At 58.2% G+C, this 21,944-nt stretch carries 26 protein-coding genes; 17 read left to right on the plus strand and 9 right to left on the minus strand.

All coding sequences use genetic code 11. The features are described 5' to 3' along the window. Window positions 1–53 precede the first annotated feature (53 nt). Complete coding sequence (locus tag ACR0AU_RS02025) at window positions 54–1,535, plus strand: carnitine 3-dehydrogenase (RefSeq protein WP_255612083.1); 1,482 nt, start codon at window positions 54–56, stop codon at window positions 1,533–1,535. Then, window positions 1,532–2,293, plus strand: coding sequence for an SDR family oxidoreductase (locus ACR0AU_RS02030; RefSeq protein ID WP_170396769.1), 762 nt, complete (start codon window positions 1,532–1,534; stop codon window positions 2,291–2,293). Before ACR0AU_RS02025 ends, ACR0AU_RS02030 begins: the two co-directional genes overlap by 4 nt. A 1-nt stretch (window position 2,294) precedes the next feature. Here the strand turns inward: ACR0AU_RS02030 and ACR0AU_RS02035 are convergent, their stop codons facing one another. Together ACR0AU_RS02035 and ACR0AU_RS02040 are read right to left on the minus strand one after the other, a co-directional pair. Beyond that, window positions 2,295–2,477 (minus strand): hypothetical protein, encoded by a 183-nt coding sequence (locus ACR0AU_RS02035; RefSeq protein WP_170396771.1) that lies wholly within the window; start codon window positions 2,475–2,477, stop codon window positions 2,295–2,297. 76 nt (window positions 2,478–2,553) lie between these two features. Further along, on the minus strand, window positions 2,554–3,420 hold the full coding sequence (locus tag ACR0AU_RS02040) for a helix-turn-helix domain-containing protein (RefSeq protein WP_170396773.1): 867 nt from the start codon (window positions 3,418–3,420) through the stop codon (window positions 2,554–2,556). Between the two features lie 108 nt (window positions 3,421–3,528). Between ACR0AU_RS02040 and ACR0AU_RS02045 the strand changes: the two genes are divergently transcribed. Genes ACR0AU_RS02045 through ACR0AU_RS02055 form a run of 3 tightly spaced genes read left to right on the plus strand, consistent with a single transcriptional unit; the run spans window position 3,529 to window position 5,551 of the window. After that, entirely contained in the window at window positions 3,529–3,732 is a 204-nt protein-coding gene (locus ACR0AU_RS02045) for a DUF2061 domain-containing protein (protein WP_039535902.1), read from the plus strand. Next, window positions 3,725–4,627, plus strand: a complete 903-nt coding sequence (locus ACR0AU_RS02050; RefSeq protein ID WP_480704997.1) for a fatty acid desaturase — start codon at window positions 3,725–3,727, stop codon at window positions 4,625–4,627. The genes ACR0AU_RS02045 and ACR0AU_RS02050 overlap by 8 nt, the downstream gene beginning before the upstream one ends. Before the next feature lie 21 nt (window positions 4,628–4,648). Continuing rightward, complete coding sequence (locus ACR0AU_RS02055) at window positions 4,649–5,551, plus strand: DMT family transporter (protein ID WP_170406200.1); 903 nt, start codon at window positions 4,649–4,651, stop codon at window positions 5,549–5,551. Here the strand turns inward: ACR0AU_RS02055 and ACR0AU_RS02060 are convergent. The 3 genes from ACR0AU_RS02060 to ACR0AU_RS02070 form a co-directional block, all read right to left on the minus strand. Next, a complete protein-coding gene (locus tag ACR0AU_RS02060) occupies window positions 5,548–6,900 on the minus strand; it encodes a DEAD/DEAH box helicase (protein WP_170396782.1) in 1,353 nt (450 codons plus the stop codon). The two genes, ACR0AU_RS02055 and ACR0AU_RS02060, sit on opposite strands and share 4 nt — an antisense overlap. A gap of 183 nt (window positions 6,901–7,083) precedes the next feature. Further along, entirely contained in the window at window positions 7,084–7,989 is a 906-nt protein-coding gene (locus ACR0AU_RS02065) for a glycosyltransferase family 2 protein (protein ID WP_170406195.1), read from the minus strand. A gap of 41 nt (window positions 7,990–8,030) precedes the next feature. After that, complete coding sequence (locus ACR0AU_RS02070) at window positions 8,031–9,635, minus strand: peptide chain release factor 3 (protein WP_170396785.1); 1,605 nt, start codon at window positions 9,633–9,635, stop codon at window positions 8,031–8,033. Window positions 9,636–9,744: 109 nt separating this feature from the next. On the opposite strand from ACR0AU_RS02070, the gene ACR0AU_RS02075 reads away from it, so the two are divergent. From ACR0AU_RS02075 to ACR0AU_RS02110, 8 genes are all read left to right on the plus strand, one after another. After that, window positions 9,745–10,107 (plus strand): SnoaL-like domain-containing protein, encoded by a 363-nt coding sequence (locus ACR0AU_RS02075; RefSeq protein WP_170396787.1) that lies wholly within the window; start codon window positions 9,745–9,747, stop codon window positions 10,105–10,107. A gap of 72 nt (window positions 10,108–10,179) precedes the next feature. Further along, window positions 10,180–10,959, plus strand: a complete 780-nt coding sequence (locus ACR0AU_RS02080; RefSeq protein WP_480795197.1) for an SDR family oxidoreductase — start codon at window positions 10,180–10,182, stop codon at window positions 10,957–10,959. Window positions 10,960–10,961: 2 nt separating this feature from the next. Beyond that, window positions 10,962–12,074, plus strand: a complete 1,113-nt coding sequence (locus ACR0AU_RS02085; RefSeq protein ID WP_480795198.1) for a hypothetical protein — start codon at window positions 10,962–10,964, stop codon at window positions 12,072–12,074. Window positions 12,075–12,170: 96 nt separating this feature from the next. Beyond that, complete coding sequence (locus ACR0AU_RS02090) at window positions 12,171–13,217, plus strand: methyltransferase domain-containing protein (protein ID WP_480795199.1); 1,047 nt, start codon at window positions 12,171–12,173, stop codon at window positions 13,215–13,217. 80 nt (window positions 13,218–13,297) lie between these two features. Further along, the gene (locus tag ACR0AU_RS02095; protein WP_170396795.1) at window positions 13,298–14,383 is read left to right on the plus strand and encodes an ABC transporter ATP-binding protein; all 1,086 of its coding nucleotides are present in this window, start codon (window positions 13,298–13,300) and stop codon (window positions 14,381–14,383) included. 118 nt (window positions 14,384–14,501) lie between these two features. Next, the gene (gene surE, locus ACR0AU_RS02100; RefSeq protein WP_170406170.1) at window positions 14,502–15,284 is read left to right on the plus strand and encodes a 5'/3'-nucleotidase SurE; all 783 of its coding nucleotides are present in this window, start codon (window positions 14,502–14,504) and stop codon (window positions 15,282–15,284) included. Continuing rightward, window positions 15,281–15,931, plus strand: coding sequence for a protein-L-isoaspartate(D-aspartate) O-methyltransferase (locus ACR0AU_RS02105; protein ID WP_170509978.1), 651 nt, complete (start codon window positions 15,281–15,283; stop codon window positions 15,929–15,931). Before surE ends, ACR0AU_RS02105 begins: the two co-directional genes overlap by 4 nt. A 58-nt stretch (window positions 15,932–15,989) precedes the next feature. Beyond that, window positions 15,990–17,153 carry a peptidoglycan DD-metalloendopeptidase family protein gene (locus ACR0AU_RS02110; RefSeq protein WP_170406164.1) on the plus strand — a complete coding sequence of 388 codons (1,164 nt, stop codon included), beginning with the start codon at window positions 15,990–15,992 and terminating at the stop codon, window positions 17,151–17,153. 63 nt (window positions 17,154–17,216) lie between these two features. Here the strand turns inward: ACR0AU_RS02110 and ACR0AU_RS02115 are convergent, their stop codons facing one another. Together ACR0AU_RS02115 and ACR0AU_RS02120 are read right to left on the minus strand one after the other, a co-directional pair. Beyond that, on the minus strand, window positions 17,217–17,888 hold the full coding sequence (locus tag ACR0AU_RS02115) for a helix-turn-helix transcriptional regulator (RefSeq protein ID WP_170509576.1): 672 nt from the start codon (window positions 17,886–17,888) through the stop codon (window positions 17,217–17,219). 21 nt (window positions 17,889–17,909) lie between these two features. Then, window positions 17,910–18,215: a hypothetical protein gene (locus ACR0AU_RS02120; protein WP_170567102.1), complete on the minus strand. Its 306-nt coding sequence runs from the start codon at window positions 18,213–18,215 to the stop codon at window positions 17,910–17,912. A gap of 218 nt (window positions 18,216–18,433) precedes the next feature. Between ACR0AU_RS02120 and ACR0AU_RS02125 the strand changes: the two genes are divergently transcribed. The 4 genes from ACR0AU_RS02125 (at window position 18,434) to ACR0AU_RS02140 (ending at window position 20,947) form a co-directional block, all read left to right on the plus strand. Then, complete coding sequence (locus tag ACR0AU_RS02125) at window positions 18,434–18,649, plus strand: twin-arginine translocase TatA/TatE family subunit (RefSeq protein WP_010440381.1); 216 nt, start codon at window positions 18,434–18,436, stop codon at window positions 18,647–18,649. 6 nt (window positions 18,650–18,655) lie between these two features. Next, window positions 18,656–19,114, plus strand: coding sequence for a Sec-independent protein translocase protein TatB (gene tatB / locus ACR0AU_RS02130; protein WP_170396807.1), 459 nt, complete (start codon window positions 18,656–18,658; stop codon window positions 19,112–19,114). Further along, on the plus strand, window positions 19,111–19,989 hold the full coding sequence (gene tatC / locus ACR0AU_RS02135; RefSeq protein ID WP_170396809.1) for a twin-arginine translocase subunit TatC: 879 nt from the start codon (window positions 19,111–19,113) through the stop codon (window positions 19,987–19,989). The genes tatB and tatC overlap by 4 nt, the downstream gene beginning before the upstream one ends. A 115-nt stretch (window positions 19,990–20,104) precedes the next feature. Then, window positions 20,105–20,947: an ATP-binding protein gene (locus ACR0AU_RS02140; RefSeq protein ID WP_170396985.1), complete on the plus strand. Its 843-nt coding sequence runs from the start codon at window positions 20,105–20,107 to the stop codon at window positions 20,945–20,947. Window positions 20,948–21,008: 61 nt separating this feature from the next. On the opposite strand, the gene ACR0AU_RS02145 is transcribed toward ACR0AU_RS02140, so the two are convergent. Next, window positions 21,009–21,653: an SDR family NAD(P)-dependent oxidoreductase gene (locus tag ACR0AU_RS02145; protein WP_480795200.1), complete on the minus strand. Its 645-nt coding sequence runs from the start codon at window positions 21,651–21,653 to the stop codon at window positions 21,009–21,011. 42 nt (window positions 21,654–21,695) lie between these two features. Beyond that, a complete protein-coding gene (locus ACR0AU_RS02150) occupies window positions 21,696–21,944 on the minus strand; it encodes a hypothetical protein (protein WP_480795201.1) in 249 nt (82 codons plus the stop codon).

The following is a 21,944-nucleotide window of genomic DNA, read 5'->3' on the forward strand; positions in this document are numbered from 1 at the left end:
GGGGCCAGCCCCCAAACCCCCGAGATATTTTTGGCCAGATGAAGAGGCGGATCGTGGGCAAAGAACAGCAAGCAAAAACAGCAGCAATCATCGGAGGCGGAGTGATTGGTGGCGGGTGGGCTGCCCGGTTCCTGCTGAACGGATGGGATGTTCGGGTATACGATCCCGACCCTGAAGCCGAGAGGAAGATCGGTGAGGTGTTAGATAACGCGCGTCGTTCTTTGCCGGGGTTGAGCGATGTACCTCTGCCTCTAGAAGGGACGCTGAGCTTTCATGACGATCTCGGTGAGGCAGTTCAGGGTGCGATCTGGATTCAGGAGAGCGTACCGGAAAGGCTCGATCTGAAGCTGAAGGTTTACAAGAGCTTGCAGGGGGCTTGTGATCCAGATGCAATCATCGGGTCCTCGACCAGCGGGTTCAAGCCCTCGGAGTTGCAGGAAGGCGCTTTGCGACCCGAGCAGATCGTGGTGACACACCCGTTCAACCCGGTCTACCTGTTGCCACTGATCGAACTGGTTCCGACCGACAAGAATTCACCTGACTTGATCGCGCGGGCCAAAGATCTTTTGACCTCGGTGGGGTTCTTCCCGCTGCACATCAAGAAGGAAATCGACGCGCATATTGCTGACCGGTTCCTCGAGGCGGTGTGGCGCGAGGCGCTTTGGCTGGTGAAAGACGGCATCGCAACGACCGAAGAGATCGATGAATCCATCCGCATGGGTTTTGGCATCCGTTGGGCCCAGATGGGACTGTTCGAAACCTATCGCGTGGCCGGTGGAGAGGCCGGGATGCGGCATTTCATGGCTCAGTTCGGCCCGGCGCTGAAATGGCCCTGGACCAAGCTCATGGACGTGCCTGAGTTCACCGATGAGTTGGTCGACATGATTGCGGATCAGTCGGATGCGCAGTCTGGCAAGTACTCGATCCGCGAGTTGGAGCGTATCCGGGACAATAACCTCGTTGGTATGATGCGGGCGCTGAAGGCCCAGAACTATGGTGCAGGGGCGGTATTGAACCAGCATGATGCGGCCTTGAAGCCAGGAGCGCTGCCGACGCTGGACGAGGCGGATCTGAGCCAGCCGATCCTCACGCTGTCGCGCGCCGTTCCGCTGGATTGGACCGACTACAATGGCCACATGAATGAAGCTAAATATCTGGAGGCCTTTGCAGCAGCCACGGATCGTTTCATGGAAATCATTGGCTGCGATATGGAGTATATCGCGACAGGCGGCAGCTATTTCACTGCCGAAAATCACATCCGTTACATGCAGGAGACCCATGCGGGGTCGCGGATCGAATGCCGTACGCAGATGCTGTTAGGGCAGGGCAAGAAGCTGCATGTCTTCCACAGCATGTACGAGGGTGAAACGCTGTTGGCCACAGGCGAAAGCTTTCTTCTGCATGTCAGCCTTGAGACCCGACGCCCCAGCCGACCTTCACCCGAGATCGAGGCCGCGATGGCACGGGTTGCCGAGGCGCAGGCCGGGTTGCCTTATCCCGAAGGCGCGGGCGCGGCGATCCGCAAGCCCGCATGAGCAGCCGGGTCTTGATTACCGCAGGCGCCTCTGGCGTCGGCAGGGCCATGGCTGAAGCGTTTGATGCTGCCGGGGCTCAGGTCTGGGTTGCGGATGTTGATGCGGATGCGTTGGCGGATTGCCCGGCGCATTGGAAGCAAAGCCAGCTTGATGTGTCGGATGAGGATGCTGTCGCGGCTGCGTTTACTGACCTTGAGACCGAATGGGACGGGCTTGATGTGCTCTGTGCGAATGCGGGGATAGCGGGTCCCACCGCAGCAGTTGAGGACGTTTCCCTGACGGATTGGAGGTCATGCCTTTCCATCAATCTAGAGGGGTCATTTTTGTGCTCTAAATACGCTGCACCTCTGATGAAACAGCAGCGCAGCGGGGCGATCTTGATCACTTCATCGACTGCAGGCCAGTACGGATACCCCAACCGCGCGCCGTACGCGGCGGCCAAGTGGGGCATGGTGGGATTGGGCAAGACGCTGGCGATGGAGCTTGGGCCGCACGGTATCCGCTGCAATGTGATCTGCCCGGGTTCGGTTGAAGGACCACGCATGGAGGGCGTGTTACAGCGCGAGGCTGATGCCAAGGGCATGACCCGGGATCAGGTTTACGACGGCTATGCCTCGGGCACGTCCATGGGCCGCTTTGTAGAGGCGCAGGACATAGCGAACATGGCTGTATTCCTGGCTTCAGATGCAGCGAGGCTGGTGTCGGGTCAGGTAATCGCGGTGGATGGCCATACGGTCAATCCTGACCCGAAACTGTGAATCAGCCCTGATTTGGCCCCCGAATCTGGCGGATGGCGCTGCGGACGGCTTGCCAGTCCTGCGCCTCCTGCTGATTTCCGGCGGCTTCACATTCGCGCATTTTCTGCGCAGCTTCGGCTTCGGCCCGATCGCCATGGGCCGTATAAAGGGCACGTGCGTATTCAGCGGTTTTGAGTGCGTCCATTCCCGTCATCCTCCATCTCAGATCGGAATGTCTGTAGTTTCGCGCCAAGTGACTATACTACAGCTTTCAGCCCAGGTCATGTCTGAGAGATTTCTGAGCGCAATTGCTGCAGATGGTCCGGGAAATCACGCGCGGTCATATCCGCCTCTCGAACCAGCCGGTCGAAATGGAGCGTAAAGACCTCAATCCGGTCGCGGTCTCGGAAAGCCATGTAGTGGCTTCCGGCATAGAACACGCATAGAAGTGGGCCGAATATCGTGACGGGGGCAGAGTAAAGACGTTTTGCATCAAATAGATAGATGCGCAGACGTGGATAAAGCTGCTCACACACCGACAGCAGGTGATCGATCTGATCCAACCGGACCTGAAGCGGTAGTCCCTCGTAGTAACCGGTGGCATAGGCAAAGCTGTGAAGCTCGTACAACGGCATGGCAATCTCATAATCGGACTGGGCGCTGCGCATCCATGCCAGCCGGTCTGCCGAGGCGCCAATGGCTTGATCTGCAGTACGGCCGAGATGCGGAGCGTATTCCCATTCAAGCACGGCGCGGGTCTTGAGCATGTCGGGCAGGGTAGCCGGAACGTAGCGTATCTTGTAGCCGGCGGCCTCTTGATGCCATTCAAAAATGCGCTCATCAACCAATGCCCGGGCGGCCTCGGTTAGGGTGAGGGAACTGGCCAATAGTTCTGCCGCGCTTTCGGGTCGGTTGGAAAGCCCAAGAAGCCAATCGGCGGAAACCCCAAGCGCCGAGGCGCAGCTGCCGACGACATGAGCATTCGGAAGGCGTGCCCCCGCCCCGGTCAGCAATTGCGAAACGGTAGATCGGTCAACCCCGATGCTGCGTGCCAGGGCGCTTTGGCTGACATTGCGCTCTTGCATCGCTCGGGCCAGGCGCTGGCGAAAATGCAGGGCGCGATCCCGTTTGTCGATTTTATCAATCATGTGATGATTAATATCACCTTTGGTGAGAATTGTTAATCATATTCAGAATTCACGACCCTTGGCTCTGTCTGTAACGCTGGTGTTACAAAAATAAGAATGGGGTCTGGAATGGAAACGCGACGCAGGTCGGTCGTGAAGGCGCTGGTGTGGAATGCGATGGGGCTGGCGATGATGACGCTGGTTGGTTTGATCGCCACGGGTTCAGCAGCACTTGGAGGGATGGTTGCACTGGTCAATACGGCCATTGGTTTGACCATGTATGTGATTTACGAGCGTATCTGGGCCGGAATTTCGTGGGGCCGCAATGGCTGAGCCGGTCACACCCAAATCGCCCGAATGGGCGACATTTGCCCTAATTATCGCGTGTTATTCCGCTTGGCTTGCTGCGATTTTCTGGCTGGCAGGCATATTATTGTGGCTGGCGATCCTCTTCATGGGGCTGGTAGCCGCTCTGCATTCCTCGCTGACGCATGAGGCGCTGCACGGGCACCCCTTTCGCCAGAAATGGCTGAATGAGGCACTGATGGCGCTGCCGCTGACTTTGTTCATTCCTTACAATCGGTTTCGGGACCTGCATCTGGCGCATCACTGTGACGCGAACCTAACCGATCCCTATGATGACCCTGAGACCAACTATCTCGACCCGCAGGTCTGGGCGTCTCTGGCTCGATGGCAAAGACGGATGTATCAAGTGAACAATACTTTGCTGGGGCGGATGGTTCTGGGGCCTGCGATCGGGCAGGTTGCGTTCTTGCGGGATGAACTGCGTGGTGCACTTCGCGGAGATCGGGCGATTTTGTTGGCATGGGCGCTGCATATGCCAGGCGTTGTCGCGACTCTTTGGATCGTCGCGCTTTCGCAAATGCCGATCTGGGCCTTCGCCCTTTCAGCATATATCGGGCTGGGACTGGTCAAGATCCGCACATTCCTGGAACACCGCGCGCATGAGAAATCGCGCGCGCGCACAGTGATCGTAGAAGACCGTGGCATCCTTGCATTTCTGTTTTTGAACAATAACTTGCACGTCGTTCATCATATGAACCCATCAGCACCTTGGTACCGATTGCCTGCACTCTACCGCACGGGCAAGGAAAGATACTTGGCCTGTAACGAGGCTTATGTCTACCGTTCGTACGGGCAGATATTCCGAGAGTACTTCTGGCGCGCCAAGGATCCGGTGGCGCATCCGCTCTGGCCAAAGCCTTGATTTAACGACAGAAGGGAAGCCATGAGTTTATGGATTCCCGTCACCATCGCGGCCGCATCGTTCCAGACGGTGCGGTTCATGCTGCAGAAATCCCTGAGCAGCGTGAAGCTTTCGGCTGCCGGGGCGACATTTGCACGATTCGCCTATTCCATGCCATTGGCCTTGCTGGGGCTTTTCATTGCTTTGGCCGCGACGGGGTACGAACTGCCAGCGCTGACGGCGAAGTTCTGGATATTTGCTGTCATCGGCGGGACCACACAGATATTGGCCACGATCTGCGTTGTGGCATTGTTCAAGCAGCGCAACTTTGCGGTAGGGATTACGTTTAAGAAAACTGAGGTGATTCAAACCGCTATTGTGGGGTTCCTTGTCCTCGGCGATCAGGTCTCTACCGGGGCGCTGGGGGCAATACTGCTTGGGTTGCTGGCCGTCCTGTTGTTGTCAAAAACGCCCGGAGGCAGCGGCGCTTGGTGGCAACATCTGACAAACAAAGCCTCGCGTCTTGGACTGGGGTCAGGCGTGTTATTCGCATTCTCCTCGGTCAGCTATCGCGGTGCCTCTTTGCAATTGGGCGACATCGATGCGTGGTTCCGAGCACTTGTGACGCTGGCCGTCGTGGTAACGTTCCAATTTCTCAGTATGTGGCTGTGGCTGCTTTGGCGAGACAGGGCCGAGCTGCGCGCGGTGTGGGAGACTCGCCGGACCGGTGTTTTTGTCGGCCTGACCAGCCTCTGTGGTTCGTTTTGCTGGTTCTTCGCCTTCACGTTGCAGAACGCAGCCTATGTAAAGGCCTTGGGTCAGATCGAACTGATCCTCAGCCTGTTCGCATCGCTGCTGTTTTTCCGTGAAACCATCACCCGTCGCGAGATCGCCGGGATGACGTTGCTTGGCTTGTCGATACTGGCGCTTGTGCTGACAATCTAGCCAGCGCGACGCTCATCAAAGCTGAGAGCGATAAAGCTGGGGAGGTGATCCCCCATGCCTACAACTGCTGGCCCGCCATCGTCGCGACGCCCACGACCACGGGTTTTGGGCTCTCGCTCTTTGCGGCTCTCGCTCTTTTTGTTGTCCGACGCTTTGGCCTTCTTCTCTGGCTTTGGCGCCTCGGGCTTGGGCTCATCGGCCTTGACCGGATTGTCGATGCGCGGAATGTCCTTCTGGATCAGGCTCTCGATCGCGGCCAGCGCCTTTTCATCGCGGCCCGAGCAGATCGTGATTGCCTTGCCTTCGCGCCCGGCACGGCCCGTGCGGCCGATGCGGTGGACATAATCTTCGGCATGGCCGGGAACATCGAAGTTGAACACGTGGCTGACCGAGGGGATATCCAGACCCCGCGCAGCAACGTCCGAAGCCACCAGCAGCCGCAGTGATCCATCGCGGAATCCGTCCAGTGTTTTCATCCGCTGCGACTGATCCAGATCGCCATGGATCGCGGCGGCGTTATAGCCGTATTTCTTCAGCGACTTGGCGCAGATATCTACATCGGTCTTGCGGTTGCAGAAGATGATCGCGTTGGTGCATTTGTCGCCCTCGGCATCGATCAATGCGCGCAGGGTTTTGCGTTTCTGGCTGGCCTCACGATCCCGGCGACCACCTTTGAACATCACCACGCCTTGTTCGATGGTTTCCGAAGCGGTGGCCTGACGCGCAACTTCGACCCGGGTGGGGGCCGACAGGAAAGTATCGGTGATCCGTTCGATCTCGGGCGCCATGGTGGCCGAGAAGAACAGCGTCTGGCGGGTGAATGGCGTCAGCGAGAAGATGCGCTCGATATCAGGAATGAAGCCCATGTCGAGCATCCGATCAGCTTCGTCCACCACCATGATCTGAACGCCTGTCAGAAGCAGCTTCCCGCGTTCGAAATGATCCAGCAGACGGCCCGGAGTGGCAATCAGCACGTCAACACCGCGGTCAATCAGAGCATCCTGTTCCTTGAAGGAAACGCCACCGATCAACAGTGCTTTGGTCAGCTTGAGGTGCTTGGCGTAGGTGTCGAAATTCTCGGCCACCTGAGCTGCCAGTTCCCGCGTTGGGCACAAGACCAGCGAGCGTGGCATGCGTGCGCGGGCGCGCCCACGGGCCAGCAATGTGATCATCGGCAGGGTGAAGCTGGCAGTTTTGCCGGTGCCGGTTTGGGCGATCCCCAGAACATCGCGCCCTTCCAGCGCGGCTGGAATTGCGCCTTCCTGGATCGGGGTCGGAGTTTCGTATCCGGCTTCCTCAATTGCTTTGAGGACCTTCGGGTTCAGGTTCAGTTCGTTAAACTTTGTCATGTATGTCCGGTTCAAGCGGACACTAGACCTGGCCCGCGCGTCTGAAAATGCCGGGCCCGGATGGCCATGCGCCCCATGCGCGTTTCGGCTGTGGCGCGGGCATAACAAAAACGTGGGGCAGGGTCAAATGAAGTCGGTTTAATCCGTGGCAAATCTGCCGGTAACAAGGATTTCCGCAACAATTCAGATGGTTCCGGGAAAGTGTTTCGCGACTTTTTGGTCCAGATCAAGCGGCCGGTGACGGATCATGTCGTTATCCTCAAGCCGTTCCAGCACTTCCGGGTCAGCAGCGCTGATTTCATCGTAAAATTCCCGCAGGCCATCGAGCCCGTATTCGGTTTCCAGAAGGGTGATCAATTCGTACCTGTCTAGCGCACCGATCTTTCGCGGGCGATCCGGGCTGGCCTGGTACGAGCCGCGTTCGAGGCGGAAACGATAATGCGCCAGCCAATGCTCCCAATCCGGGGCGTGGCGATGACACAGATCGATCTGAGGAAGCTCGGTTCTGACTGGCAGAAACTCACCGTGCTGATAGAGGTTGTGGATACGGTCGCTCAGTTTTTTCAAACCGCCGCGTACGAACAGTTTGCCCTGAATGTGGCTCATGAAACCGGCCAGAACGTAAGTGCCGAAATTGGGATAGAGCGCTTCGACCAGCGCTTGTCGATTCTGACCTTCGGGAATGAACGCTTTGTAGAGGTCCTGGCCACCCGCCAGCGCCTCAATCGGGCGGACGCGGACGGCGGGGATGTCATCGGGGATGTCGCGCAGCAGGTCGGGGATCGGGGACATCGGCCACAGAAACTCATCGACATCGATATGTGCGACCCAGTCCAGATCAGTCCTGTTGTAGATCAAATTCGCGTTCGAGGATTGTCGAACCTGATGTTTGTCCGGCCTCTCACGCCTGCGACGCTTCCAGAACGCCGCATCGCAGGTACGCACCCGGATCCGGGGATGCTCGCGCAGGGCTGAGATGTCCCCCTGGACCGGCTCGTCCAGAAAGATGTGAATCCGGTCCGCGCCGATATCGAGGTGGTGGGCGGCAAAGCGCAAAATATCCTCACGCGGGGCGCGGATCGTTGACACAATCCCCCATGTGGTCACTTCTGGATTGCCTGCAGAATCCGTCAGGTCATCATTTCCTTCGTCGCGGTCAGGCTCAGCTCGGGATAATCGCGGACGACCCGGTCGATGTCCCACTGCAGCCGCGTCAGATAGACGATATCTCCATCGTGATCATGGGCAATATGCTGCTTGTTGGCGTTGACGAATTTGTCGATCTCAACCTTGTTGCCACTGACCCAACGGGCCGAGGTGAACTGAGACGCCTCAAACCGCACAGGCAGGCCGTATTCCATCTCAATCCGGCTGGCGAGCACCTCGAATTGCAGCGCACCGACGACGCCTACGATGAATCCTGACCCGATTGAGGGTTTGAAAACCTTCGCGGCACCTTCCTCGGCAAACTGCATCAGGGCCTTTTCCAGATGCTTGGCCTTCAATGGGTCACCCGCGCGCACCGTTTGCAGCAATTCCGGTGCGAAGGAGGGGATGCCGGTCACCCGGATCGCCTCACCTTCGGTCAGCGTGTCACCGATGCGCAACTGACCGTGGTTGGGAATGCCGATGATATCACCGGCCCAGGCTTCCTCGGCCAGTTCACGATCAGAGGCGAGGAACAGCACGGGGTTCGATATTGCCATCGGTTTCTTCGATCGCACATGCGTTAGCTTCATGCCGCGTTTGAAATGGCCCGAGGCCATGCGGACAAACGCCACCCGGTCGCGGTGTTTGGGATCCATATTGGCCTGCACCTTGAACACGAAACCGGCGACCTTCTTTTCATCGGGCGCGATCTGACGGGGCTCAGCCGACTGAACCTGCGGCTGCGGACCATAGGCGCCGATACCCTCCATCAGTTCCTTGACGCCAAACGAGTTGATGGCCGAACCAAACCAGATCGGCGTCATGTGCCCCTCAAGCACCGCCTGAGGGTCGAGCTTGGGCAACAATTCGCGTGCCATCTCAACCTCTTCCAGCAGCTTGTCGAGCAATTCAGCGGGCACATGCTCGGCCAGCTTAGGGTCATCCAGACCATTGATTTGGATGCTTTCGGCCACCTTGTTGCGGTCGGCGCGGTCCATCAGTTCCAGTCGGTCGCGAAGCATGTCGTAACAGCCGATGAAATCGCGACCTACACCTATCGGCCACGCGGCGGGCGTGACGTCGATCGCCAACATCTCTTGAATTTCGTCGATGATCTCGAACGTGTCGCGGCTTTCGCGGTCCATCTTGTTACAGAAGGTCAGGATCGGCAAATCGCGCAGGCGGCAGACCTCGAACAGTTTCTGCGTCTGGCTTTCCACACCCTTCGCGCCGTCGATCACCATCACAGCAGCGTCTACAGCGGTCAGTGTGCGATAGGTATCCTCGGAGAAATCCGAGTGGCCGGGCGTGTCCACCAGATTGAACCGGAAGTTGCCGTAATCAAAAGACATCGCCGAGGCGGAAACCGAGATGCCGCGATCCTTCTCCATCTGCATGAAGTCCGACCGCGTTCGCCGTGCCTCACCCTTGGCGCGCACCTGTCCAGCCATCTGGATCGCGCCACCATACAGCAGGAACTTTTCCGTCAGCGTTGTCTTGCCCGCATCCGGGTGCGAGATGATAGCGAAGGTCCGGCGACGAGCGATCTCGGGCGGCAGGGTGGGTTGGTTCGAAGTATCAAGCATAAGCGCGCGTATAGGCGGGGAATCCAACTGAGGCAAGACAAAGGGGGTGGTTCGAATCATGTGGCTGTGGCAATAAGAACATATAGTGAACAAAATATGGAGTGGACCAATGAATTTGAAAGAAATCGCAGACGAACTGGTTGCTGGATGCCGCGAGAACCGGGCCAAGGAAAACCTCGAGAAGCTTTATGCCTCGGATGCTGTTTCTGTTGAGGGACAGGATTTTGCGGGCATGGGGCGCGAGACGCACGGATTGGAAGCCATTCGTGGCAAGCACGAATGGTGGGAAGGTGCTCATGAAGTATCGGGCGCGTCCGTCAGTGGCCCGTACCCGCATGGTGACGACCGCTTTGCCGTGATCTTTGAAGTGCAGGGCAAGGTGAAAGAAACCGGTGAAAGCTTTGATATGCGTGAGGTCGGTGTTTATCACGTCGCCGATGGCAAGATCGTGCGTGAAGAGTTCTTTTATTAATCCGCAAGATCCCATTCTGGTCTTCTTTGCCGGGCCGATGTTAGATGTGTGCCGAAGATAGGGAGGGCCAGAATGGACTTGGGAATTCGCGGAAAACGTGCGCTGGTTTGTGCCAGCAGCAAAGGCTTGGGATTGGGTTGTGCCGAGGCGCTGGCCAAAGCCGGCGTCGATCTTGTGATGAACGCGCGCGGAGCCGAAACGTTGGAGGCCGAAGCCACGCGTTTGCGATCATCATATGGCATTGCCGTGCAGACAGTGGCTTGTGATGTTACCACACCAGAGGGTCAGGCCGAGGTGATAAGTGCTGCGCAGGGTGCTGATATCCTTGTCACAAACGCGGGTGGCCCTCCGCCCGGCATGTGGTCGGACTGGGAGCGTGATGATTTCATCAAAGCGCTGGATGCCAATATGCTGACACCCATAGCTTTCATGAAGGCTCTGCTACCGGGAATGATGGATAAGGGCTGGGGTCGCGTGGTGAATATCACCTCGCAGTCGGTACGCGCGCCGATTGCGGTGCTGGGCCTGTCGAATGCGGCGCGAACTGGATTAACCGGCTATGTTGCGGGCACATCGCGCCAGGTGGCACCACATGGCGTGACGATCAATAATCTGCTGCCAGGTATCCACGCCACCGACCGCGCGAACGCGCTGGATGGCGGGGTGTCAGAGCAGAAAGGTATTTCGATGGCCGAGGCACGGGCTGAACGCGCTGCAACCATCCCAGCGAGACGCTATGGCACGAGGGAAGAGTTTGGGGCGACCTGCGCGTTTCTATGCTCGCAACACGCCGGGTTCATTGTCGGGCAGAACATTTTGCTGGACGGTGGTGGCACCAATCTGACGATGTAGGTATGGCACAGAACTTTTCTCTGAAAGATCAGTTGTTCAACGCGGAAAAGGTAAGCTTTCTTGCGGGCTTGTTCGCCAAGGCTGATTCCGATTTCAAGGAAGAAGCATTCGCGGCGAAAGTGATGTCGCGTTTACCCGAGCTTGAACTGAAAGAGCGTATGGCGTGGATTGCAGAGTGTCTGCAAGAATCGGTGCCCGGCGATTTGCCGGCAGTGGCACCGGTCATTCTGCGGGCGCTGCCGCCTCCGCTGGACCCTGCCAAAAGTGATGACGACTTCGGAGACTTTATCTTTGCGCCCTTGGGTGATTGGGTTTGTGCAATCGGCCTGGATCATCCCGCTTTGGCGCTGGATGTATTCGAAGAGCTGACCCAGAGATTTTCGATGGAATGGGCGATCCGCCCGTTCCTCAATCACCACTCCGAACTGGTCATGGCGCGGATGCAGGCTTGGTGCACGCATCCCAGCTATCACGTGCGTCGTCTGGTCAGCGAGGGCACGCGGCCGCGTTTACCGTGGGGGCAGGCCGTTGGCTTGGCAATGTCAGACCCATTGCCGTTATTGGACCGGTTGCACGGGGATCGGACGCGCTATGTGACGCGCTCGGTCGCCAATCATCTGAATGATATCACCAAGAAAGACCCCGATCTGGTGCTGGAACGTCTGCGTAGCTGGGGCGAGACAGGGCGGCAGGACAAGGACGAACTGAACTGGATGACATCTCATGCATTACGAGGCCTTGTGAAATCTGGGCATCCCAAGGCGATGAAAGTGCTTGGATACGATCCCGATGCAGATATTGCGGTAGAGATTCAGATAAATGGTCCGGCCCGGATTGGTGAAGCGCTGGAGTTTGAAACCCGCCTGAGCGGCGCAGAAGATCAGCCAGTCTTGGTCGACTATATCGTTCATTTCCAACGACCTGGCGGAAAGATCTCACCCAAGGTTCACAAGTTGAAACAGGCCGCGCTTACAGGTGGTCAGTTGACACTTAGAAAGCGGCACAAGCTGAAGGGCAATGCAACAACGTTCAAGTTGGTTCCTGGGCCGCATCGGTTGGAGATTCAAGTGAACGGCCGCGTGCACGCAGGCGTCGATTTCGACCTGCTCGCCTGAGCCCTGTCACGGTTTCGTCAGATCGGGCGCTGGTGGATTGCGTGGTGTGGATTGCTGCACTAGCTGCAAAAGACCAGTGACAAAAGGATTGCCCCGATGAAGCACGAGGCTGTGCAGAACTACTATGGTGAGGTGTTGCAAGGCAGCGCGGATTTGCAAACAAATGCCTGCTGTACTCCGGATGATATGCCGGATCACTTCAAGAAAATTCTGTCGCAAATTCATGATGATGTGCTGACACGTTACTATGGATGCGGGCTGATTGCTCCGTTGGATCTGGAGGGAATGCGTATCCTGGATCTGGGCTGTGGTGCGGGGCGCGATGTGTATGCTTTATCCGCGATGGTCGGTGAAAAGGGCCGTGTTGTCGGCGTTGATATGACGCCTGAGCAGCTCGACGTGGCGCGAGCGCATCAGGACCATCACGCGAAGGCATTCGGACATTCGGCCAGCAATGTCGAGTTTCACCACGGCTATATCGAAAAGCTGGATGAGCTGGACCTCGAACCGGGATCGTTCGATATCATCGTCTCAAACTGCGTGATCAATCTGGCGACCGACAAGGCTGCTGTGCTGCGTGGTGCGCATCGGCTGCTGAAAGAGGGTGGCGAGATGTATTTCTCGGACGTCTACGCCGATCGCCGGGTGCCCAAGGCGATGGCCGAGGATGAGATCCTGTATGGCGAATGCCTGTCGGGTGCGCTCTATTGGAACGATTTTCTGTCGATGTCGCGTGCGGTCGGGTTCAGCGATCCCCGTCGGGTGACGCATCGGCCTTTGACCATCGAAAACCCAATTCTTGAAGAACGGGTCGCACCGCTGAGCTTTATCTCGGCCACCTACCGTCTTTTCAAGCTGCCGGAGTTGGAGCCTGCGTGCGAGGATTACGGTCAGGCTGTGATCTACAAGGGCACAGTGCCGCATGCGCCGCATGAATTTGTTCTGGATGACCACCATACGATCGAGGCCGGCAAAGTATTCCCGGTCTGTGGCAACACGTGGATGATGCTGCAAGACACCCGTTTTGCACGACATTTCGAGTTTATCGGCGATTTCTCGACCCATTACGGGATTTTCGAAGGCTGCGGCGGGGATAGCCCGTTTGTTGTACGGGGCGAAGCTGCCTCGACCGGGTGCTGCTGATCCCTTGCGCCTGATGGGCGGGGTTGTTATCCCCGCCTAAGCCCGATGGAATTGATCGGGAAAGGCAATGGGGTCCATCGGTGACAGTGACGACAACTCCTCCTCGATTGGAAATCCGCAATCTGATTGCGCGCTTTGGCGGGCGGACGGTCGTGGATGATGTATCGTTGACCGTACACGCGGGGCAGGTGACTTGCCTGCTGGGGCCTTCGGGCTGCGGAAAGTCGACCACATTGCGGATGATCGCGGGCGTCGAAATGCAGACCTCGGGCGAGATTTATGTAGATGGCAAGCTGATCTGTGACACGGTGTTCCGAGTACCGCCCGAACGGCGCGAGATTGGGCTGATGTTTCAGGATTTTGCGCTGTTTCCGCATCTCAGCGTGGCGGATAACGTCGCGTTCGGCCTGAAAGGCAGCAAAGAGCAGAAACGCGCGCGGGTCGAGGAACTGCTGACCAAGGTCGATCTGATGCGGTTCATCGATGGATTTCCGCATCAGTTATCTGGGGGTGAGCAGCAGCGGGTTGCTCTGGCCCGTGCTTTGGCCCCACGTCCGCGGATCATGCTGATGGATGAGCCGTTCTCGGGCCTCGATAACCGTTTGCGCGACGGCATTCGGGACGAAACGCTCGCAGTCCTCAAAGAAGAGGACGCTGCTGTTCTGTTGGTCACGCATGAGCCGGACGAGGCGATGCGAATGGCTGATGAAATCGCGCTGATGCGGCGTGGCAAGATTGTGCAGCAGGGGGCGCCATACAATGTCTATACCCGGCCTGCAGACAAGGCAGCAGTTTCGTTTTTTAGTGATATCAATGTGTTGAAGGCTCAAGTTAATGGTGCGTTGGCGCATACTCCGTTTGGCCGTTTTCTTGCGCCCGGTGTGCCGGACGCAACCGATGTTGAAATCGTGTTTCGACCCCAGCACGTCAAGCTGGACTTCGACCGCAATGGCAAAGGGCCTGCGCCGACGCCGACAGACGGCATTGCCGCCCGAGGCGTGGTTGAGCGTGCTCGGTTTTTGGGAAATGAAAGCCTTGTCGAGTTTCGCATGGACTATGATGGCTCGATCCTGAAGGCGACGGTTCCGAACGTCTTTGTGCCCAAAGAGGGCCGTGTCATGTGGCTGACCATTCGCCGCGACCGGTGTTTTGTGTTCCCGGCCTGACGCTCAAATCCTGCATTTTCATCCAAGTGGTGCGTGAAAGCCTCAGATTGCGCATGTGCATTGCTTGTCGCAGCGCTGAGGCGGGTCTATCAAGGGCAAAACGAGGGGTGGACCGGGCATGCGAATTCTTCTGACCAATGATGACGGCATCAATGCGCCGGGACTGATTGTACTTGAAGCGATCGCGGCTGAACTGGCCGGTCCCGATGGCGAGGTCTGGGTCGTCGCGCCTGCCTTTGAACAGTCGGGCGTGGGCCATTGCATCAGCTATACCCACCCGATGATGGTCGCCAAACTGGGCGAGCGTCGCTATGCCGCCGAAGGGTCTCCGGCGGATTGCGTGTTAGCCGGTTTGCACGACGTTATGAAGGACGCCCCGCCCGATCTGGTGTTGTCAGGGGTGAACCGGGGCAACAACTCGGCTGAAAACACGCTGTATTCGGGTACAATCGGCGGCGCGATGGAGGCGGCGTTGCAAGGTGTGCCCGCGATTGCCTTGTCTCAGTATTTCGGGCCGCGCAATCTGGGGCTGGACGATCCGTTTGAGGCGGCTGCCAAATTTGGGGCCGATCTGGTGCGCCGCATTCTTGATGCGACACCCGAGCAGCAGGGCGACTATCGTCTGTTCTATAATGTGAATTTCCCTCCGGTTCCCGCAGATGAGGTGCTGGGTACGCGCGTGGCCCCGCAGGGGTACCGACGCGATACACATTTCTCTGTCGAGCCGCACAGCTCGCCCTCGGGTCGCCGGTTCCTTTGGATCAAGGGCGGGTATCAGCATAACCCGACCGCTCCGGGCACGGATGCGGCGGTCAATCTGGAAGGGTATATCTCGGTCACTCCGATGCGCGCTGATCTGACAGCATATGACACGCTCGAGGCGCTAAAGGTCATCGAATGACTGGGCCAAGCGCAGAAACCATAATGCAGTTCCTGTTTGCCCTGCGCTCGCGCGGGGTAACGGATGCACGTGTGCTGGCGGCGATGGAGCAGGTTGACCGGGGGCAGTTTGTCAAAGGCCTGTTCGCGGACCGGGCCTATGAGGACACTCCGCTACCGATTGCCTGTGGACAGACCATCAGCCAGCCTTCGGTTGTGGGGCTGATGACGCAGGCGCTGCAGGTGCGTCCGCGTGATACGGTTCTAGAGGTCGGCACCGGCTCGGGCTATCAGGCGGCGATCCTGTCCAAGCTGGCGCGCCGGGTCTACACGGTTGAGCGGCACAAGAGGCTGGTGCGCGAAACGGGAGAACTGTTCCGTGAGCTGGGGCTGACGAATGTGACCGCGATGCTGTCGGATGGATCGTTTGGCCTGTCCGAACAGGCCCCGTTTGACCGTATCATTGTGACCGCGGCCGCCGAAGATCCTCCGGGGCCGCTCTTGGCGCAGTTGAAAATCGGCGGTATCATGGTGTTACCCGTGGGCCAGTCGGACGCGGTGCAGACCCTAATCCGGGTCACGCGCACTGAAACCGGTCTGGACTATGACGAATTGTTGCCGGTCCGTTTTGTGCCCTTGCTTGAGGGGCTGGGAAAAGACGGAGCGTAAAGGTATATTAGAGGCGCCAGAACCCCGGAGAACAGGGGCAGGTGTTGAGGACAGTAAAATGAGAGCAGTTTCCAAATCAGCAATGCGCCGCTATGCGACAGGTGTTGCCGCACTGGCAATTCTGGCCGGGTGTGAAGGGCCATATGACTATGACCTGCGCGGCAATGTCGGCGGGTTCTCCACTGCAGATGCCGCCCTTGCAGCGACCGCCAACCGCCCGACGCCGGATGCGCGTGGCGTGATCACCTATCCGAACTATCAGGTCGCGGTAGCCCGCCGTGGGGATACAGTTGGCGATGTCGCCACCCGGATCGGCATGCCGGTGGCCGAATTGGCCCGGTTTAACGGATTGCAGCCAAATGACAGCCTGCGAGACGGTGAAGTTTTGGCCTTGCCGCGCTCGGTCGGTGGGACGAGCAATGTTGATATTGCGACCATTGCCGGAACCGCGATTGACGAGGCACCGGACACAGGATCTGTACAGACATCGACATTGGAGCCCGCGCAACCTGCTGCGGCTCCGGCACCAGTTGCTACGGGGCCTGAGCCGATCCGGCACAAGGTCAAGCGGGGTGAGACAGCCTATACAATTTCGCGCCTCTATCAGGTGCCTGTGGAGTCTCTGGCAGAATGGAACGGTTTGGGACCAGACTTTATGGTGCGCGAAGACCAGTACCTGTTGATCCCGGTCAAGAATCAACCGGCACCTCGGGCAGCAGCGCCGGCCGCCACGGCAACTGCGGTAACCCAACCGGGCGAAGGCTCACCAACTCCTACGCCGCCGAGCGCGACGCAGCCATTGCCGGATGAGAAAGTTGCCGCGGCAACGCCTGCGCCGGATATCACAGCCGAGGCCCCGACCAATTCGGGAAGCTCGGCGCTGGCAAGTCCGGTGAGCGGCACCATCATTCGGACCTACAAGAAGGGTAAGAATGAGGGGATAGATATCGCCGCAGCGCCAGGCGCGTCGGTCAGTGCGGCCGAGGCAGGCACGGTCGCCGCGATCACCGCGGATGCGGATCAGGTTCCGATCATCGTTGTGAAACACAACAATGACTTGCTGACTGTTTATGCCAATGTCGACAATATCACCATCAAGAAAGGTGATCGGGTGCGACGGGGACAAAAGATCGCCTCGCTGCGCGGAGGCGACAATGCATATGTGCACTTCGAAGTGCGCAAAGGGTTCGAGTCGGTTGATCCCGAGCCTTACCTGAAGTGACCGAAATGGCCCGTTCCGGGCCATGCCTCCGGCGGAGGTATTTGGGGCCAGATGAAGGACGGATCACGCATTGGGATCGTAGTCGCTGAGCCGTTTACCTGGTTCGTCGATAAAGAGTTCCGGTAGAGGCGTGACGTTCTCTATCAGGTCGATGCGGAAGACCCGGAAGTCGTCGCGCAGTTCGCACCAGGCGGTCAGTGTCCAGACACGGCCCCAGTATTCCATATGTAGCGGTCGGATGGTGCGTTCGGTCAGCGCGCCGTCAATGCGACGGTAGCTGAGCTGCAATTTCTGGCGCGATTTGATCGCGGCGCGGATCGGGGCCATATGTGCCATTCCGCGTACGACATCAGCGAAGGGATAGACCGCGAATTTCCAGCTGTCGGCCTCGGCAATGACCTGCGTGGGCAAGACGGCGTCGATTTTCTCGGCCAGAGATTCCGCGGCGGATTTAAGATCGGGATCGGCGGCCTCGGCAACGATCGCCATGCCGAGGTTCAGAGCCTCAAGCTCGGCGGGTGTCAGGTTTAGCGGGGGCAGCGTGATCTGTTCACGCACCATGTAACCTACGCCGCGTTCGCCTTCTACAGGAACGCCCGAGGCCACCAACGTGTCCATATCGCGATAGATCGTACGGACCGACACCTCAAGTCGGTCCGCGATGTCCTGCGCGCGGTGCAAGTTACCATCGCGCAGGATCTGTATGATGTCGAACAGGCGGTCAGTGCGGCGCATGACACGCCGTCTGAGCCGCCCTTAGGCGGTCATGTTCCATAGCACGGTCTCGTGACGCATCTGGGCGCTGTCGGGGTTGATTGCCGCCATCAGAGCGGGTGCAAAATCCTGTTGCATGAATGCAGCAGCGGCGTCCTTTGCGGATTTCATATCGGTCCAGACGACATAGTCGGTCCAGCGGCCATCTTCGCCATGGCTTAGCTGGCGGTGGGTAAAGCCGGGAGCCGCGCGGACGAAGGCTTCGGAGGCTTGGCTTAGACTGACGAACTGTTCGGGCTTTGTGCCGTCGGCAAGGGTAAAGGTGACGATTTCTGCGACATGGGTCATGTGGTTCTCCGTAGACCAGGTTTCGATATCGTCCTTCTAGGTGATATCAACTGACATAAACCTGTCAGTTGAGAAATGCGAGTCCGCAAAAAACGCATGATCCGTTCAATTTTGCGCGCGGATTTGATCTGTCGCACTTTTGCTGATGCCCGTACGGGCGTAGACACGGGGCCAGACATATTCACGGCGCGCTGCGCCGACGTAGAAGGAGACAAGTCATGCTCAACAATATTGGCCTTCCGGGTATCCTGCTGATTGCTGTTGTGGTTCTCGTCCTGTTTGGACGCGGCAAGATCAGCTCGCTGATGGGTGAAGTGGGTAAAGGCATTACCTCGTTCAAAAAAGGCATCAAGGAAGGTTCGGAAGAACTGGAGCAGGATGCGTCCGAGCTGGCCAAAGACGTCACGCCTGAGACTGACAAAGACAAGGTCTGAGCCTAGATGTTTGATCTGGGCTGGACCGAGCTTCTGGTCATCGGCATCGTCGCGTTGATCGTGGTGGGGCCAAAGGACCTGCCTGTGCTGTTCCGCAATGTCGGACGGTTCGTCGGAAAGGCGCGCGGCATGGCGCGCGAATTCAGCACTGCAATGAACGAGGCTGCGGACGAAGCAGGCGTCAATGAGATCAAGAAGGGCCTGAACGCGGCGACCAACCCGGTTAGTACAGCGATGGACGGGATCAACGAAGCCGCGCGCGACGTGGCCAAATCCATCGACCCAACCAAGTTCGACCCTGACAGCGAGACCGGCAAGCTGGCCACCGAGCGAGCAGAGCAAGCCAAGAAGATCCAAGCCACAACGGCCCGCGCTGCCGCTGAACGCAAAGCCAAGGAAGCCGCGGATGCGCTGGCCAAGGCGGAAGAGGCCGAAGCAGCGCTGAAAACCGAAAGCAAAACATGACCAAGACCGACGAGATCGAGGACAGCTCGGCACCCCTGATCGAGCACCTGGCCGAGCTACGTACGCGGCTGATCCACTGCGTTGTGGCGTTTCTGATCGGTATGATCATCTGTTTCACCGTGGCCACGCCACTGTTCAATTTCCTCACGCAACCGCTATGTGAGGTGCTGACCGAGCGTGGACAGGATTGCGGGCTGATCTTCATCTCGCCGCAGGAAGGGTTCTTTGTCGCCATCAAGGTTTCGCTGCTGGGCGGGTTCATTCTGGCCTTTCCCTATATCGGAATGCAGATGTGGAGGTTCGTGGCGCCGGGCCTGTATAAATCGGAAAAGAACGCGTTTCTGCCGTTCATGCTGGCCTCTCCCTTCATGTTCCTGCTGGGCGCAAGCTTCGCTTTTTATGTGGTCACGCCACTGGCCTATGACTTCTTCCTCGGTTTCCAGCAATTTGGAGCGGAAGGGGAAGCTGTAGCAGAAGGCGCAACCGCACCTTTGAGCGTGGTGTTTCAGGGTTCGGCGCAGGAATATCTCAACCTGACCATCAAGTTCATCGTTGCCTTTGGCCTGTGCTTTCAATTGCCCGTATTGCTGACACTGATGGGTAAGGCCGGACTTGTCAGTGCCGAAGGTCTGGGGGCAGTGCGTAAATATGCGGTGGTAGGCATTCTGGTGTTGGCTGCGATTGTCACACCGCCGGACGTGATCACCCAGATCATCCTCTTTGTCGTAGTTTACGGGCTCTATGAAATTTCAATATTCCTGGTTGCCCGTGTCGAGAAGAAGCGCGAAGAACAGTTGCGTGCCGATGGATACTACGACGATGAAGAGGCCGAAGCCGACGCAGACGTGATGCAGGATTACGAAGAGAACAAGTAACCTGTTCCAATAGCTTTAAAGGCGCGCCCAAGGTAGGCGCGCCTTTTTCAATTGCTACTCTTGTTGTGTTGATCGGAACATGGTTGAACTCCGCCAGAACATCCCGGAGGAGCCGATGGACGACCAAGCCCTGAACCGCATTGCGGACGCGTTGGAACGCATGGCGCCCGCGCCGCTGGCGACACCTGATTTCAACGCGGCCCCGGCTTTCGTCTGGCATGTCGAGCCTGACCGGCTGGAACCCGTCACACAGGTCAATCGGGTCGACCTTGATCTATTGGTGGGGATCAACCGCTCCCGCGATACGTTGCTGGACAACACGCGCCGCTTTGCTGCGGGTTACAAGGCTAATAACGCGCTCTTGTGGGGCGCGCGCGGAATGGGGAAATCCAGCCTCGTCAAAGCGGTGCACGGTACGTTGCAGGATGAGCATCCTGACCTGAAACTGGTCGAATTGCAGCGCGAGGATATGGGCTCGGTCGCGCGTTTGCTGAACCACCTGCGTGCCGCGCCGCACAGGTTCATCCTGTTTTGCGATGATTTGTCGTTCAGCCACGATGACCAGCATTACAAATCGCTCAAGGCCGTGCTGGATGGCGGTATCGAAGGTCGCCCGGAAAACGTTGTGTTCTACGCCACATCAAACCGCCGCCACCTGATGCCGCGCGACATGATCGAAAACGAACGCTCCAGCGCCATTAATCCGTCCGAGGCGGTCGAGGAGAAGGTCTCACTCTCTGACCGTTTCGGCCTGTGGCTGGGGTTCCACCCCTGCGATCAGGACGAATATCTAGCGATGATCGATCGCTACTGCGCCGCTCATGGCGTCAAGGTTGATCCCGAAACTCTGCGCGCCGAAGCCATCGAGTGGCAAGCCACACGGGGGGCACGCTCGGGCCGCGTCGCCTGGCAATTCTTCGTCGACCTCGCCGGGCGAAACGGCGTCCATATCGGTTAGTCCGCCCGCTTCATCTGGCCAGAAATACCTCCGCCGGAGGCATGGCCCGTCAGGGCCATTCTCACAACAGTGCTATAATCCGCGCCGCCTCATCCGCAGTGCTGGTTAATACATCCCGATCCTCACCGGGATGGAAACGTGCACGGACAGCGGTCGGCATCGGTGCAGGCTCAACAATCGATACGCGCGGTCCCGTCCGTGCGGTCTCGGTCGCCCAACTGCGAGCCAGCGCCATCTGTGCCGCTTTGGTGGCGCCGTAGATGCCATAGAACTTCTCGCCTGCCTTCGGGTCATCGAAGAACACGGCATGGCCAGTTTCGTCCAACAAAGGCGAGACATACGGGATCAGAACCGAGGTGGCGTTTGCATTGATGCTGACTGCCTTGTTCCATTCCTTCGGATCAACGAAATGCACTGGCGTCAGGGCTGAGGTATGGATTGCGGTATGCAACCACAAATCGATCTTGCCCCAGCGATCGTGAATGCCCCGGCACAGGGTCGCCATCGCATTGGGATCGGTGATGTCCATGGGGGCCAGAGTGGCCGAGCCACCCTTTGCCTGGATGCGGTCATCCAGCTCTTCCAGCCCGCCCTGAGTGCGAGCGACAGCGACGATGTGATAGTCGGGGGCCAGCGCTTCAGCCAGCGCCGCGCCCAACCCGCGAGAAGCCCCGGTGATAAGGGCGATTTTGGTCTGATCGGTCATGAGGGGGGTTTGAACCTGCACGCGCAGGGCGTCAAGTCAGGATCAGCTGCCTGGGATGTCGATCCGGCGGTTCTGGCCGCTTTGTCGCAGCACAACACCATTTTCATCAATGGCGACGATCTTACCCGGGCCGACACGACTGCCGGGTTTCACTTTCTTAATGCGCCCCGACGACATGCGGACCAGGGCTTGCAGGTCCGCCTTGGGTCCAAAAATACCCAATACCGAGACCGCGTTCTTCTTGAGCGCCCCCGCCTGTGTGGCGGCGCTTTTCACCGTTGCGTTTGCCAT

Source organism: Ruegeria sp. CG1 (genome assembly GCF_056537265.1).

What these genes read in the sequence shown, in the direction of transcription:
- ACR0AU_RS02030 (WP_170396769.1), top strand. Translation starts at nt 1,532, where the DNA reads ATGAGCAGCCGGGTCTTGATTACCGCAGGCGCCTCTGGCGTCGGCAGG.
- ACR0AU_RS02035 (WP_170396771.1), bottom strand. Translation starts at nt 2,477, where the DNA reads ATGGACGCACTCAAAACCGCTGAATACGCACGTGCCCTTTATACGGCC.
- ACR0AU_RS02040 (WP_170396773.1), bottom strand. Translation starts at nt 3,420, where the DNA reads ATGATTGATAAAATCGACAAACGGGATCGCGCCCTGCATTTTCGCCAG.
- ACR0AU_RS02045 (WP_039535902.1), top strand. Translation starts at nt 3,529, where the DNA reads ATGGAAACGCGACGCAGGTCGGTCGTGAAGGCGCTGGTGTGGAATGCG.
- ACR0AU_RS02050 (WP_480704997.1), top strand. Translation starts at nt 3,725, where the DNA reads ATGGCTGAGCCGGTCACACCCAAATCGCCCGAATGGGCGACATTTGCC.
- ACR0AU_RS02055 (WP_170406200.1), top strand. Translation starts at nt 4,649, where the DNA reads ATGAGTTTATGGATTCCCGTCACCATCGCGGCCGCATCGTTCCAGACG.
- ACR0AU_RS02060 (WP_170396782.1), bottom strand. Translation starts at nt 6,900, where the DNA reads ATGACAAAGTTTAACGAACTGAACCTGAACCCGAAGGTCCTCAAAGCA.
- ACR0AU_RS02070 (WP_170396785.1), bottom strand. Translation starts at nt 9,635, where the DNA reads ATGCTTGATACTTCGAACCAACCCACCCTGCCGCCCGAGATCGCTCGT.
- ACR0AU_RS02075 (WP_170396787.1), top strand. Translation starts at nt 9,745, where the DNA reads ATGAATTTGAAAGAAATCGCAGACGAACTGGTTGCTGGATGCCGCGAG.
- ACR0AU_RS02080 (WP_480795197.1), top strand. Translation starts at nt 10,180, where the DNA reads ATGGACTTGGGAATTCGCGGAAAACGTGCGCTGGTTTGTGCCAGCAGC.
- ACR0AU_RS02085 (WP_480795198.1), top strand. Translation starts at nt 10,962, where the DNA reads ATGGCACAGAACTTTTCTCTGAAAGATCAGTTGTTCAACGCGGAAAAG.
- ACR0AU_RS02090 (WP_480795199.1), top strand. Translation starts at nt 12,171, where the DNA reads ATGAAGCACGAGGCTGTGCAGAACTACTATGGTGAGGTGTTGCAAGGC.
- surE (WP_170406170.1), top strand. Translation starts at nt 14,502, where the DNA reads ATGCGAATTCTTCTGACCAATGATGACGGCATCAATGCGCCGGGACTG.
- ACR0AU_RS02105 (WP_170509978.1), top strand. Translation starts at nt 15,281, where the DNA reads ATGACTGGGCCAAGCGCAGAAACCATAATGCAGTTCCTGTTTGCCCTG.
- ACR0AU_RS02110 (WP_170406164.1), top strand. Translation starts at nt 15,990, where the DNA reads ATGAGAGCAGTTTCCAAATCAGCAATGCGCCGCTATGCGACAGGTGTT.
- ACR0AU_RS02115 (WP_170509576.1), bottom strand. Translation starts at nt 17,888, where the DNA reads ATGCGCCGCACTGACCGCCTGTTCGACATCATACAGATCCTGCGCGAT.
- ACR0AU_RS02120 (WP_170567102.1), bottom strand. Translation starts at nt 18,215, where the DNA reads ATGACCCATGTCGCAGAAATCGTCACCTTTACCCTTGCCGACGGCACA.
- ACR0AU_RS02125 (WP_010440381.1), top strand. Translation starts at nt 18,434, where the DNA reads ATGCTCAACAATATTGGCCTTCCGGGTATCCTGCTGATTGCTGTTGTG.
- tatB (WP_170396807.1), top strand. Translation starts at nt 18,656, where the DNA reads ATGTTTGATCTGGGCTGGACCGAGCTTCTGGTCATCGGCATCGTCGCG.
- tatC (WP_170396809.1), top strand. Translation starts at nt 19,111, where the DNA reads ATGACCAAGACCGACGAGATCGAGGACAGCTCGGCACCCCTGATCGAG.
- ACR0AU_RS02140 (WP_170396985.1), top strand. Translation starts at nt 20,105, where the DNA reads ATGGACGACCAAGCCCTGAACCGCATTGCGGACGCGTTGGAACGCATG.
- ACR0AU_RS02145 (WP_480795200.1), bottom strand. Translation starts at nt 21,653, where the DNA reads ATGACCGATCAGACCAAAATCGCCCTTATCACCGGGGCTTCTCGCGGG.
- ACR0AU_RS02150 (WP_480795201.1), bottom strand. Translation starts at nt 21,944, where the DNA reads ATGGCAAACGCAACGGTGAAAAGCGCCGCCACACAGGCGGGGGCGCTC.